General features: G+C 66.3%; 11 protein-coding genes. 2 read left to right on the top strand and 9 right to left on the bottom strand.

Annotation, left to right across the window (positions count from 1 at the left end; genetic code table 11):
* Positions 1-124 precede the first annotated feature (124 nt).
* The 8 genes from ACYPYD_RS22535 to ACYPYD_RS22500 form a co-directional block, all read right to left on the bottom strand.
* A complete protein-coding gene (locus tag ACYPYD_RS22535) occupies positions 125-547 on the bottom strand; it encodes a nuclear transport factor 2 family protein (RefSeq protein ID WP_036529628.1) in 423 nt (140 codons plus the stop codon).
* 16 nt (positions 548-563) lie between these two features.
* Positions 564-1,826: an aromatic ring-hydroxylating oxygenase subunit alpha gene (locus tag ACYPYD_RS22530; protein WP_051587157.1), complete on the bottom strand. Its 1,263-nt coding sequence runs from the start codon at positions 1,824-1,826 to the stop codon at positions 564-566.
* Positions 1,827-1,866: 40 nt separating this feature from the next.
* A complete protein-coding gene (locus tag ACYPYD_RS22525) occupies positions 1,867-2,214 on the bottom strand; it encodes a hypothetical protein (protein WP_036529627.1) in 348 nt (115 codons plus the stop codon).
* Positions 2,211-4,016 (bottom strand): FAD-dependent monooxygenase, encoded by a 1,806-nt coding sequence (locus ACYPYD_RS22520; protein ID WP_036529625.1) that lies wholly within the window; start codon positions 4,014-4,016, stop codon positions 2,211-2,213. The genes ACYPYD_RS22525 and ACYPYD_RS22520 overlap by 4 nt, the downstream gene beginning before the upstream one ends.
* Before the next feature lie 96 nt (positions 4,017-4,112).
* Entirely contained in the window at positions 4,113-4,523 is a 411-nt protein-coding gene (locus ACYPYD_RS22515) for a nuclear transport factor 2 family protein (protein WP_459665646.1), read from the bottom strand.
* A gap of 14 nt (positions 4,524-4,537) precedes the next feature.
* Entirely contained in the window at positions 4,538-4,945 is a 408-nt protein-coding gene (locus tag ACYPYD_RS22510; RefSeq protein ID WP_459665644.1) for a nuclear transport factor 2 family protein, read from the bottom strand.
* Between the two features lie 5 nt (positions 4,946-4,950).
* Positions 4,951-5,715 carry an SDR family NAD(P)-dependent oxidoreductase gene (locus tag ACYPYD_RS22505; protein ID WP_036529619.1) on the bottom strand — a complete coding sequence of 255 codons (765 nt, stop codon included), beginning with the start codon at positions 5,713-5,715 and terminating at the stop codon, positions 4,951-4,953.
* Positions 5,712-8,072, bottom strand: coding sequence for a membrane-bound PQQ-dependent dehydrogenase, glucose/quinate/shikimate family (locus ACYPYD_RS22500; RefSeq protein WP_459665642.1), 2,361 nt, complete (start codon positions 8,070-8,072; stop codon positions 5,712-5,714). The genes ACYPYD_RS22505 and ACYPYD_RS22500 overlap by 4 nt, the downstream gene beginning before the upstream one ends.
* Before the next feature lie 117 nt (positions 8,073-8,189).
* Between ACYPYD_RS22500 and ACYPYD_RS22495 the strand changes: the two genes are divergently transcribed.
* Positions 8,190-8,945, top strand: a complete 756-nt coding sequence (locus ACYPYD_RS22495; RefSeq protein WP_459665640.1) for an SDR family NAD(P)-dependent oxidoreductase — start codon at positions 8,190-8,192, stop codon at positions 8,943-8,945.
* Positions 8,946-9,026: 81 nt separating this feature from the next.
* Here ACYPYD_RS22495 and ACYPYD_RS22490 read toward each other — a convergent pair whose 3' ends face one another.
* The gene (locus tag ACYPYD_RS22490) at positions 9,027-11,549 is read right to left on the bottom strand and encodes a TonB-dependent receptor (RefSeq protein ID WP_459665638.1); all 2,523 of its coding nucleotides are present in this window, start codon (positions 11,547-11,549) and stop codon (positions 9,027-9,029) included.
* 483 nt (positions 11,550-12,032) lie between these two features.
* Between ACYPYD_RS22490 and ACYPYD_RS22485 the strand changes: the two genes are divergently transcribed.
* Positions 12,033-12,268, top strand: a 236-nt coding sequence (locus ACYPYD_RS22485) for a 3-keto-5-aminohexanoate cleavage protein (RefSeq protein ID WP_459665666.1), incomplete at its 3' end; no start/stop codon positions are given.

The raw sequence follows: 12,268 nt of genomic DNA, 5'->3' as shown, positions 1-12,268 counted from the left end.
CCGGTTCTAACCCCACCCGCTCAGGCTGAGCTTGTCGAAGCCCGCGCGCCACGCCGCCGGGGCTTCGACAAGCTCAGCCTGAGCGGGGTTGAGGACAGGCGAGCGCTGCGCGCACAATGTCGGATCAGGCCGGAAGGTAGGCGCCCAGCGCGTTCATCACCACGCCCGTGTCGAAGTATTCGCGGTAGAACACCAGCGTATCGTCGCGGTATTCGTGCACGCCGACATAGCGCTGGTCGTAGACCGTGCCGCCCGGCTCGCCGTAGCCGCGATACTCCACCAGCACGCGGTTCGGATCGGCGAGCGGGGTCACTTCCACCGAATTGAACTTCACGTCGAAGACTTCGGCCGCCGTGCGGAACATGCCCAGCGCATCCTCGCCATGCAGCTCGGTGGGCAGGCGCACCGTCCCGGCGAAGGGCAGCTCCATATGCAGGTTGGGCGAGACCATCGCCCAGAAGGCATCCATGTCATGCCCGAACAGCGCCATCAGCTTCTGCGCATTGGCGACGTTGCGGTCGCTCAGGGCCTTGTCGAATTCGCTCATCGGTATCGTCTCCTGTTCAGGCGAGTGCTTCGGCCACGGTCCCGGCCGCGATCCATTTGTGCAGGTTGTGCAGCGAGTGGCGGATCATCACTTCGCCGTCCTGCAGCGGCATCGTATCCTTCGCGCCCGAAGCGATGCCTTCCTGCGTGCGCTCGGTATTGCCGACGTCTTCGAGCAGGATCTCGCCCAGCCGCGCGATGTAGTGCTCCTGCTGCAGGCGGCTCCACACGTCGGGCGCATCGGGGATGTAGAAGCGGGCCTCCCAGCGCGTCTCGTCCTGGCTGACCGGCCAGAAGTGATGCGTCCAGAACCCGCCGGGGGAGACGTCGATCTGGAAATTCGGAAACAGCCAGGTCACGTCCACCGCCCAGCTCGCCGACTTGGTCGGGTTGATCGCCGGATGCCGCCGGAACACTTCGGTATCGTCGAGGCTGGCGGCCGAAAGCACGTTGCCGGTAGCGATGTTGCTGTAGAACAGGCGCTCCACCTGCGATCCGGGCGGCGGCGCGTATTCGGGGTTGCCGTAAGTCGATACCGAGCGGTGCGGCCCCCAGGTCTGCGCGCTGATCGGCCGGGCGAAAGGGTTCTCGTTACTGGCGAACGTGGCGCCGATCGTCTCGGGATGGATCGCCGGGATGTGGTAGGTCTCGGCGAAGGCGTCGGCGATGACCTTCCAGTTCGCCTTCAGCCGGGACTCGAACAGGATCGAGCGGTCGGCATTGGGGTAGGGGATGCCCCGGTAGATTTCCCCGAATGCGCCGAGGAATTCGGCCAGCGGCACTTCCGGCTCGCGCTGGAGGTTGATGAAGATCCACCCTTCCCAGATGTCGCAGGCCACGGGGGTGAGGCCACAGGACTTGCGATCGAAATCGAAGAAGTTCTTCTGGTCCGGCACGCCGACAAGCTCGCCGTCGTTGCGGTAGGTCCAGTTGTGGTAGCGGCACATGAAGCGCGAGGCATTGCCCTCGCGCTCCAGCACGACCTTGTTGGAGCGGTGCGAGCAGACATTGTGGAAGGCGCGGACGCGCCCGTCCTTCGTGCGGGTGGCGAGCACTTCGGCGCGTGCGAATTCGAGCGTCTGGACGAAGTAGTCGCCGGGCGCGGCGATCCGCTCCTCGCGGCCGAGGCACAGCCATGCGCGCTTGAACACCTGCCGCACTTCGGCATCGAACCAGTCCTGCGAGCGGTAGGGTTCGAGGCTGACCGGCGCGGTGTCCAGCCCGGCCAGCGCGGTCAGGTTGGTGCGGTCCGCGCGGAAATCGGCGACCTGATCGTTCATGGTTCCTCTCCTTCGCCGTTTTCGGCTTTTTCCTGTTGTCTCACCCGAGAATGCGCGGCCCCTCCACCAGACGGACCTCGTGCGGATAGGGCGTGAAGGGCGCGCGCGGCTGGCGGTGCAGCTCCGTCGCCATCGACACGTGCGCCAGCGCCAGCAGAAGCTGCATCAGCCGCAGCGGCGCGCCTTCGAGATCGCGCATGTCGCGCCCTTCCAGCGAGCGGATCGCCTCGGGCGCGAGCGCCAGCATGGCGGTGTAGAACGCCTCGATCTCCTCCATCGAGGCGGCCTCGCGCGCGGCGCGCCGCTGCTGCGCGCTGGCCGCCGCCCAGTAGCCGACGTGGGGTTCGAGCGCCTCGAACCCCGGCGGCAGCGAGCGGTCTGCGGTCATGCCGCCACCGGCTGATCGACGCGCCGGCCGAGCACGGTGGAGATCACCTCGCGCAGCGTGGCCCCGGCATCGGCAACCGGCACGGCCCCGCGCCAGGCGACGTGCTGGTCGGGCCGCACGATGATCGCCCCGCCGCGTTGCAGGCCGGAGATATTGGCCCAGCGATCGTCGACCGGCGTGAAGTCTTCGTCCTTGCCGACAGCGACGAGATCGATCGTCAGCCCGCTGGCCGCGCGGGCGGCATCGACGGCGGCGGTCCAGTCACCGGCAGGCCCGTCCACGAACACCGTGAAGCGGTCGAGCCGGGTCAGGTCGAGGGTGGAGACGCGCTTGTCTTCCCCGGTGTTCTTCGCGTTAAGCCAGACGTGGGCCATGCGGTGGCCGGGGCGCATGGTGGGTACATGCGTATCGCCCAGCAACCCGCGCGGCGGTGGCTCGGTGCCGTCGGGGACGATGGCGCCGGTGTCGTAGCGGAAGCCGATCTCGATGTCGTGGGCCTGGAATTCGGCGCGCTGGGTGCCGATAACTTCGGCCACCATCTGCCGCCGCGCCGCGCCTTCGGGCGTATCGGAGAACAGCTTGTGATAGGCGCCGATGTTGAACTCCACCGGCACGCCCGGCATCAGTCCGATCGCGGAATCGATGGTCAGGTGGTTCTGGAAGGTCATCATCGCCCAGGCCACGTTGTTGGCGGCCACCGGGCGGCGCTCCGCCTCGTAGCTGTCCAGCAGCGCGTCGCCCGCGTCGCCCCGGATCACGGCGGCGAGCTTCCACGCCAGATTGTGCGCGTCCTGGATCGCACTGTTGAGGCCAAGGCCGGTAGTCGGCGGATGGCGATGCGCGGCATCTCCGGCCAGGAACACGCGGCCCTTGCGGTATTCGCGCGCCAGTACGCCCTGCACCTGCCAGTCGTTCATGCGGATGATCCTGGGATCGAGATCGGGCAGGCGCAGCAGTTCTCGGATCTGCGGGATCGCGGTTTCGGCGTCGAGCTTGCCCGCCTCTCCGGGCTGGAAGGCGAAGTGCATCAGCCATTCCTTGCTTTTCGCGCCGAACGTATCGGGGCCGAGCGCCACCATCACGCCGCTGCCCCATGATCCGCCCTTTTCGGGGTTGGTGAACCAGCGGATCATCACCGACTCGTCCTCGATGTACTCGGAGAGGTCGGCGGCGAACCACACCGTCACCATGTCGATCAGCCGGTCGATGCCGTCCATCGCGATGCCGAGCGATGGTCCTACCAGACGCCCGCCGTCCGCCGCGATCATGTACTGCGCGCGCACTTCGTAGACTTCGCCGGAATTGCGATCCTCTACTTGCGCGGTGACGCCGTCATCGTCCTGCGTGAAGCTCTTGAGTTCCTGATGGAAGGTGATGCGCGAGGTGGGGTAAGTGGCGAGGTGCTCCAGCAGCAGCGGTTCGATGTACATCTGCGCGAAGTTGGCGGCGCGCACCGGGCTGTCGGCGCCGTAGGCGTCCTTCAGCGAGTGGCCGCCGAAAGCGTCGATGATGCCGATGCGCTTGCGGTCGAGCGGGCCGTCGCCGCCGAGGCTGGTGTACCAGCCCACGCGCGCCATGTTCTCGGCCGGGGTGCTGCTGCGGTAGATGTGATCGGCCAGCCCCTCTTCACGCATGATCTCCATCGTGCGCTGGTTCAGGTAATGCGCCTTTGGCGCGGGCGAGGTGGCCGGATAGCGCTCTATCACCAGGCACTCGATGCCCAGCCGCCCGAGGAAGTTCGCGCTGGCCAGCCCGCAGCCCGCGCCGCCGACGATCAGGACCGGGACTTCGATTCGCTTCATTTCGCGTGACCTCTCCATTGCCTGGCTCAAGCGCCGGGGGCGCTCCGCCGCATTTTTCGTAGAATGCTACAACTGACCAAATAGTCAATATTAAGTTCAGGCGGCCTGCGCCTCGACTTGCGCCACGTAAGCCTCCACCTGATAAGGATCGAACAGTTCGCGCACCTTCAGCAGCACCCCGTCGCGGTAGGTGAAGAACAAGTGGTAGGTGTTGCGGTAGATCGCCGAGCGCGGGCCGATGCCATAGGACTTGCCGAGGATCGCCACGGTATCGCCGTCCGCCACCGCCTGCTCGACATGGAATTCGAAATGCTCGAACCCGCCGAGGAACCCGTCAAGCAGTTCGCGCATCGCCGTCTTGTCGCGCTCGCCGGCGAAGGCGAAGCGATCGGGCAGGTAGGGCATCGTCCATGTGCCGTCCTCGGCGAAGGCGGCGAACATCGTGTCGAGGTCGCGTTCGGAGAGGAGGCGGCAGGCTTCGAGGGCGTGGTCCTTGTTGGTCGTCATGGGTAGAACTCCTGTCAGAATGCGGCGGCGAGGTCGCCGAAGGCGCGGGTGACCTCGGTGGTGTCCCTGTATTCGCGGAAGAGGATCAGTCTGCCCTCCTTGAAGCGCATTATGGTTATGTATTGCTGGTCGTAGGTGCCATTGGGTGCCGGGCAGGTGCCGACGTATTCGACCACTACTTCGCCCGGATTTCCGGTCTCCCTTGCGGTGATTCCGGTGAAGCGCAGGCCCTCCAGCCCCGAGACGACCTTCTCCAGATAAGTGCGGGAGGCTTCCTTGCCGGTGACCCGCTGCGGCATGCCGATCGAGCCGGCGAAGGGGAATTCGAGGACGAGATCCTCGTCGGCGATGGCCCACCATGGCTCCATGTCGGCGCCGAACGTCGCCATGAGATCGGCGGCTATGCGTGCGTTTTCAGCCATTCTTCCTATCCCGCCAAGAGGCCGCCATCGATCGGCAGCTCGACCCCGTTGACGAAGCGCGCCTCGTCCGAAGCAAGGTAGACGCAGCCCCAGGCGATGTCCTCGGGCGCGCCGTTGAAGCCGTTGGGCTGCTGCGCGGAGAAGGCGGCGCGCGTTGCTTCGGGATCGTCGCTGCGGTCGAAGATGCCCTGCAGCATCGGCGTCTCGATCACGCCGGGATGGATCGAGTTGGCGCGGATGCGCTGGTGCGCATGCTCGACGGCGGTGGACTTGGTGAAGGTGCGCACAGCCCCCTTGGAGGCGCAGTAGGCCGCGAAACCGGGTGCGCCAACGACGCCGTAGGCCGAGGAAATGTTGGTGATCGAACCGCCGCCGCCCGCGATCATCGGCGGCAGGGAATGCTTGGTCAGCAAAAATACGCCGCGCGCGTTGATCGCCATGATGCGGTCCCATTCGTCCACCGCAAGGTCGATGTCGCTGCCTTGTCCGGGAACCCCCGCGCAGGCGACGGCAGCGTCGAGGCGGCCCCAGGTTTCGGTTGCCAAGGCCACGGCGGCGGCGACGTCGCTCTCCTTCGAGGCGTCGCAAGTGGTGAAGCGGACCTTCTCGGGCGCCTCGTCCAGCAGGGTGCGCAAGGCGGCGTCGAGCGGGGGCTGGATGTCGCAGGCGAGCACCCGGGCGCCTTCCTCGACGAACAGCCGCACGACCGCCGCGCCGATGCCCGATGCGCCGCCCGATACCACGGCGACCTTGTCCTGAAGTCGATTCATTTCCCATCTCCCTTGGATTTGCTTGCGGAGCAGCCCGGCAGCCGGAAGGCCACGACGCTGTCGGAAAGCGGTGATTGCAGCATGTTGTGACCGCCCGCGGCGGTGGCGACGTACTGGCAGCCGGTGCGCGGGCTGCGGTAGGTCATCGGCATCGTCTGCGCGCTGGCGGGCAGGCGGGCGGACCACAGTTCCTTACCCGTCGCGGTGTCGAAGGCGCGCAGGGTCTGCTCGCGCGCGGCGCCGATGAAGGTGAGGCCGCTCGCGGTGGTCAGCGATCCGCCGAAGTTGGGCGCGCCCATCGGGATCGGCAGGCCGAGCGCCAGACCCAGCGGCCCGGCATCGCGCGCGGTGCCGAACGGGCGCTCCCATGCGACCTTGCCGGTGTCGAGATGGATCGCGGCGATCCGGCCGAACGGCGGGGCATTGCACGGCACGCCCAGCGGCGACGCGAGGGGCTTGAGGCGAACACCGAACGGGGTGCCCGCCTGCGGCAATGGCAGGCCGAAGTTGGTGACGGCATGGCTTCCTGCGGCCGCGCCTGCGATCAGGCGGTCGGTCTCGGCGCGCGGCACCAGTTGGATGATCGTGCCGTAATAGAGCGCGTTAGCCACGGCGATGCGCCGGACGGGATCGATCGCCACGCCGCCGAAGTTCATGCCGCCGCCGATGCTGGGATAGATCAGCGCCTCGTCGGTGCCGGGCGGGGTGGCCTTGCCGTCGTAGCGCAGTTGCCGGTAGCGCACGCGGCACCAGAGCTGGTCGAACGGGGTGAGGCCCCACATGTCGCGCTCGGCAAGGTCCGGGCCGGCCATGGAGTGAAAGGCGGAGAAGGGCTGCGTCGCGGCGACTTTCTCCACCGCCCCCCGGCTGGGGACGGCACGTTCCGTGACCGGCAGCAGCGGTTTGCCGGTGCGCCGGTCGAGCACGAACGTCTCGCCGCGCTTGGTGGGGATCGCGATGGCGGGGGTGTTGCCAGCTGCGAAGAGGCTGGGCTGCGCGGGAACGTCATAGTCCCACAAGTCGTGATGCGCGGTCTGGAACGACCAGCGCACGGCCCCGGTGGCGATGTCCAGCGCGACGACCGAGGAGCCGTACTTCTCGCTCGCGGCGCTTCGCAGCGCGCCGTAATGGTCGGGCGTGGGATTGCCGGTCGGGGCGTAGATCAGGCCGAGGGTATCGTCCACGCTCATCGGCGCCCAGGTGTTGGGCGTAGAGCGCGAGTAGTGCTCGCCCGGTCGGGGCCCGTGGACGTTCAGCGGATTGCCCGCGTCCCAGGCCCAGACAAGCGCGCCGGTGCGTACATCGTAAGTGCGGATGACGCCGGAGGGTTCGTCATTGCTCTGGTTGTCCGCCACCCATCCGGCGACGACGATGCGGTCGCGGGCGATGGCGGGCGGGGCGCTGGAATAGTAGAAGCCGGGCTGCACCAGTCCCATGCCGTCGAACAGGTTGACCGCGCCGTTCGTGCCGAAGCCCTCGCAGCGCTTGCCGTCGGTGGCATCGAGCGCGATCAGGCGGCCGTCGAAGGTGGCGGTGACGATCCGCGCGGCGCAGCGGCCGGCGCCTTCGGTCCGCGCGAAGGCCACGCCGCGACAGGTCCGCACGGCCGAGGAGCCCTTGGCGGATACGCGGGGATCGAAGCGCCAGAGTTCGCGGCCGCTGTCGGGATCGAGCGCGAAGACCGAATTGTCCTGCCCGCACAGGAACATCCGCCCGCCGACCATCAGCGGCGTGGCGGAGAGGTAGCCGGTGGCGGGGTCGGACGGAATGCGGGTATGGAAGGTCCACGCGGCTTCGAGCTTGCCGACATTGGCGGGCGTGATCTGCGCCAGCCGGGAAAAGCGGCTTCCGCCCTTGTCCCCGCCCCACGATGTCCATTCGTCCCCCGCTGCGTCTGCGGGGATCGGCGCCGAGGCGGCGATCGCTTCGGCCGTGCGAATGTCGTGGCTGTCGCGGGCGAGGTGCGCGCCGACGACCAGCAGCAGCGCCAGCGCCCCGACACCCGCCGCGAGGCTGGCGCCCTGGCCGAGCGAGGCGCGCGCACCGGGAATGACGAAAAGCAGTCCGAGCAGCGCCGGGGCCAGCAGCCGCGCCGTCAGCGGCCATGGCGCGAACCCGCTTTCCGCCACCGCCCATGCGATCGTGACCGTGAGGAACAGCGCATAGCCTTTAGCGCCGGTGCCCCGCCCGAGGGCGATCAGCGTACCCGATCCAAGCAGAGCCGCCCCGGCCATCAGGTAATAGATCGAGCCTCCCAGCGCGGCGAGCCATAGCCCACCCGCCAGCAATGCCAGACCTGCGATAGCCACTGCCATGCCCAGGGCAATCATGCCCCGGCTCGCCGTTTTCGGCGCCATCCTCGTTTCCCCGTTCGTTTTGAGGAGGCTGGACTAAACTTACCTTATGGTCAATAAAAACATTGCACGCCCACCCGCATCGAGTGGGGAAGGATGCGAAGATGGGAGAACGAACGAATGAAAGGTCTTCAGGACAAGTCGATCGTCGTCACCGGCGGTGGCAGCGGGATCGGCGAAGCGGTGGCGCTCGCGCTGGGCGAGGCGGGCTGCCGGGTCACCGTGGCGGACCTCGATGGCGGCAAGGCGCAGGCCGTCGCGGCAGCGATCGGGCAGGCGGGCGGCACCGCGCAGGGCATCGCGGCGGACGTGGCGGATGAAAGCTCGGTCATCGCGATGATCGAGGGGGCGGTGGGCGCCTACGGCCGCCTCGATGGCGCCTGCAACGCCGCCGGAGTCCCCCAGCGCGGCAAGCTGCTGCACGAAGTCGAACTGGACGAATGGGACCGCTGCCATGCGGTGAACCTGCGCGGGCTGTTCCTGTGCAACAAGCACGAGATCCGCGCGATGCTCGACAAGGGCGGGGCGATCGTCAACATCGTCTCCACGTCCGCCATGGTCGGTTTCCCGAACGGCAGCGAGTATTGCGCCAGCAAGGCCGGGGCGATGGGCCTGACGCGCGGCGGCGCGATCGACTATGCGACGAAGGGCATCCGCATCAATGCCGTGCTGCCGGGCGGTACGCTCACGTCGATGCTGAAGGGCGCGATGGAAGTGGATGCCGGGCTGGAAAAGGCGCTGGCCGCTGTCCATCCGATGAACCGCTTCGGCCAGCCTTCCGAGATCGCGGGCGCGGTGCGCTGGCTGCTGTCGGACGAAGCCTCGTTTGCCACCGGCGCCTCGTTCGCGATCGATGGCGGGCACACCAGCATCTGATCTTCATCCGTCACGATGGCAAAAAAAGTGGCCCGGAAACCTCGCGGTTTCCGGGCCTTTTCAGGAGGGTAGGTTGCTTCGTCAGAAGTTCATGCCGACCGTGATGCCGTATTCCGCCGGACGGCCGGTGTAGCGCACGAAGGTGTCGTAGGCCTGCGTGGCGTTGCTCCAGTAATAGGTGTTGAAGATGTTCTTGCCCCAGGCCGACGCCGTCCACTTGCCGTCCGAGGAACGGATGCCGAGGTTGGCGTTGACCAGCGTATAGGACTTGATGTCGTAGAGGTCGGAAGTCGCCCCGAAGGTGGCCGAACCCGGCACGACCAGCGCCGATACCGAACTGCTCTGCCCGTTGAGGCCCGCGCCCACGAAGCCGTCCAGCGCCGAACTGACCGGGAACGTGTAGTCCGCGCGCAGCGAGTACTGCCACTTGGGCGAGAAAGGCAGGTCCACGCCCTTGAACGAGGCGTTCACCGGTACCAGCACGCCGCTCACCGCCGTCTGGCCCACGGCGCCGAGGTACTTGTCCACCTTGGCGTCGAGGTACGTCACCGAGGCGCTGAGCGACAGGCCCTGCATCGGGCGCGCGGTGACTTCCAGTTCGGCGCCCTTGATGGTGGACTTGGGCACGTTCAGGAGCTTGTCGAGCGCGCCGAAGATCGGATCGACGAATTTCGCGCGGGTCTGCTTGTTCTTGTAGTCGTAGTAGAACGCGGCGCCGTTGATGGTGAGCAGGCGGTCCATCAGCTGGGCCTTGAAGCCCGCCTCGTAGGCCATGATCGATTCCTGCTTCACCGGCGCATAGGCATCGAAGATCGCGCCCGACAAGTGCGGGAAGCTGCCCGCCTTGTAGCCCTTCGACACGTTGGCGTAGAGCAGCAGGCCGTCCACCGGCTTGAAGTCCGCACCGACCATCCACGAGGTGCTGTTCTCGCGGATTCGGGTATTGACGGTGGTGGCGGTGAGGAAAGTATCGGGATCGACCGGATCGTTCGCCGAAGGATCGCCCAGCACCAGCCCGCGCGTGTCGAGGATGATCGAGCCGCCCGGTGCGATCGTCGGGATCTGGTAGCCCGGGCCGCCGTAGAGCGGGCCGAGCGAGCCGTATACCGCGTTGAAGAAGTCGGTCAGCGTGACCCCCGGGGTGCCGCCGAAAGTGGTGTCGGTCGGCAGGATCGGGAACTGCGGCAGATCGCCGTTGAAGGCATAGGCATCGCGCTTGGCACGGGTCCGGCGGATGCCGGCCTTGAGCGTGATCTGGTCGTTGACGTCGAACTCCAGGTTTCCGAAGGCGGCGTAGTTCGTCATCTTCTGGCGGGTTTCATACGTGCTGCCGACGATGCCGTTGACGTAAGTGGAGCTGGTGTCGGTGTAGGTCAGCCAGGTGACTTCGTTGACCTTGGTGCGCTCGTAGTTCGCGCCTACCACCCAGCGCAGCGCGTTGTGGGAATCGTTGGCGATGCGCACTTCCTGCGTGAAGCTCTTGATGTGGCCGCTGTCGCTGCGCAAGTCGAGGTCGCGCAGCGCGGTGCCGCCGCCTTCGGTGGTGTTGTCGAACTTGAGGTCGGTATAGCCGGTCAGCGAGGTGACGGTGATGCCGCTGAAGTCGTAGTCCATGCGGAACAGGCCCTGCAGCATGCGGTTGTCCTGCCGCGGGCGATAGTCGGTGGACCAGTCGGCGGCGCGGGCATTGTGCGGTGCGTTGGGGTAGGTCGCCTGCGGATAGGGCACGGGGCCGTCGGCATACGTGAACGGCGCGATGGCGGGGGCGCCGGACACGTCGTTCTGCGGCACGAAGGCGATGCGCTGCGGGGCCTGCGGCTCACTCTGGTCGCGCCAGCCGTTGAGGTTGAGCGAGGCCTTGAAGTCGCTGCTCGGCTCGAATTCGAGGATCATGCGCCCGGCGATCGTATCGGCGCGGCCGTTGCGATCGTCGCGGGTATAGCTCTTCTGCCAGGGATCGCCGTTGACCGCCTTCACCGCGATGCGTCCGCCCAGGGTATCGGTGATCGGGCCGCTGATGAAGCCGTTGGCTTCGATCGTGTTGAAGCGGCCGTAGCTGAAGGTGGCGCCGCCCTCCAGCGTCGGTGTGGGCGTGTTGGCGACGAAGTTGATCGCGCCGCCGGTGGCGTTGTTCCCGAACAGGGTGCCCTGCGGACCCTTCAGCACTTCGACGCGCTGGAGGTCGAAACCGGTCTGTGCGGACATCACCGGCAGCGCCAGCGGGAACTGGTCCATGTAGACGGCGACGTCGGGGTAGGACGCCAGCGAACTGTCGTAGAAGCCGACGCCGCGGATCGTGTAGACCGGCGTGGCGTTCGGCGTCGGCGCGAAAGTGAGGCCCGGCGTCACTTTCGCCAGGTCCGCGATGTTGGAGATGTTCTGGACCTTCAGCGCCTCGCCGCTGACCGCGCTGACGGACGAGCCGACTTCGCTGAGGTTCTGTTCGCGCTTGTTGGCGGTGACGACGATCTCGTTCGTGCTGGCGGACGAGGGCGGCGATGTGGTTTGGGGCGCTGTTTCTGCGGTCTGCGCGTTCGCATATGTCGCCGAAAGGCCCAGTGACAGCAGCGATCCGCCTGCAAAAAGCACAGCGCGTGCATGCATTTTCATCGATTATCCTCCCCATGGTGCGGCGCTTTGCGCTCGCCGGTTGCATTTGCTTAACCTGACCAATTGGAATTCTAATGAGCGCATTTGGCGCGTCAAGCCATTATTCGAACTTGTGATCTGCTGCTGATCTACAGGTTGCCAAAGGCTTTGAAGTTGGGCGTGATGATCGATTTATATACTGTAATTCATAGATAAATATCGGAGTTATGGTGAGCATGACCGATGCGGTTGGTGCCTGCCTTCCGGCATTCCCGTGCCGTTTTTGCTGGGCTGGCTATTAGTCATATGGTCAGATAATTCGTGATGGGGAGTAAAGGCGTGAGCTGGATTCGCCGATTTTGACGACTTTGCCTGCGATCTCTGTGTCCGGCCGTGCTCCGCGGCAAGAATCATATTGACCGTTTGGACAGTTTAAATCACATCGACATTCACAACGCATGCCTCGGCAGAGACCGGCAGCGAAAAACGGAGGGCGAGATGCCGAAGTCCAAGACCATCATCAGCTGCGCCGTGACGGGCTCGATCCACACCCCGTCGATGTCGCCGCATCTGCCGGTGACGGCGGACGAGATCGCGCAGAGCGCTCTGGAAGCGGCAGAGGCCGGCGCGGCGATCGTCCACCTGCACGCGCGCGATCCGCAGACCGGCAAGCCGGTGCACGAACCCGAAGACTTCGCGCCGTTCCTCAAGGTCATCAAACAGGCGAGCGACGT

It is taken from the genome of Novosphingobium sp. 11B, from assembly GCF_054589055.1.
This window is presented reverse-complemented; position numbering and strand designations above follow the sequence as displayed.

Bases quoted from the DNA above. Each gene is read 5' to 3' on its own strand.
- ACYPYD_RS22505 (WP_036529619.1), bottom strand. From the start codon at position 5,715: ATGAATCGACTTCAGGACAAGGTCGCCGTGGTATCGGGCGGCGCATCG.
- ACYPYD_RS22535 (WP_036529628.1), bottom strand. From the start codon at position 547: ATGAGCGAATTCGACAAGGCCCTGAGCGACCGCAACGTCGCCAATGCG.
- ACYPYD_RS22515 (WP_459665646.1), bottom strand. From the start codon at position 4,523: ATGACGACCAACAAGGACCACGCCCTCGAAGCCTGCCGCCTCCTCTCC.
- ACYPYD_RS22490 (WP_459665638.1), bottom strand. From the start codon at position 11,549: ATGCATGCACGCGCTGTGCTTTTTGCAGGCGGATCGCTGCTGTCACTG.
- ACYPYD_RS22520 (WP_036529625.1), bottom strand. From the start codon at position 4,016: ATGAAGCGAATCGAAGTCCCGGTCCTGATCGTCGGCGGCGCGGGCTGC.
- ACYPYD_RS22495 (WP_459665640.1), top strand. From the start codon at position 8,190: ATGAAAGGTCTTCAGGACAAGTCGATCGTCGTCACCGGCGGTGGCAGC.
- ACYPYD_RS22525 (WP_036529627.1), bottom strand. From the start codon at position 2,214: ATGACCGCAGACCGCTCGCTGCCGCCGGGGTTCGAGGCGCTCGAACCC.
- ACYPYD_RS22500 (WP_459665642.1), bottom strand. From the start codon at position 8,072: ATGGCGCCGAAAACGGCGAGCCGGGGCATGATTGCCCTGGGCATGGCA.
- ACYPYD_RS22530 (WP_051587157.1), bottom strand. From the start codon at position 1,826: ATGAACGATCAGGTCGCCGATTTCCGCGCGGACCGCACCAACCTGACC.
- ACYPYD_RS22510 (WP_459665644.1), bottom strand. From the start codon at position 4,945: ATGGCTGAAAACGCACGCATAGCCGCCGATCTCATGGCGACGTTCGGC.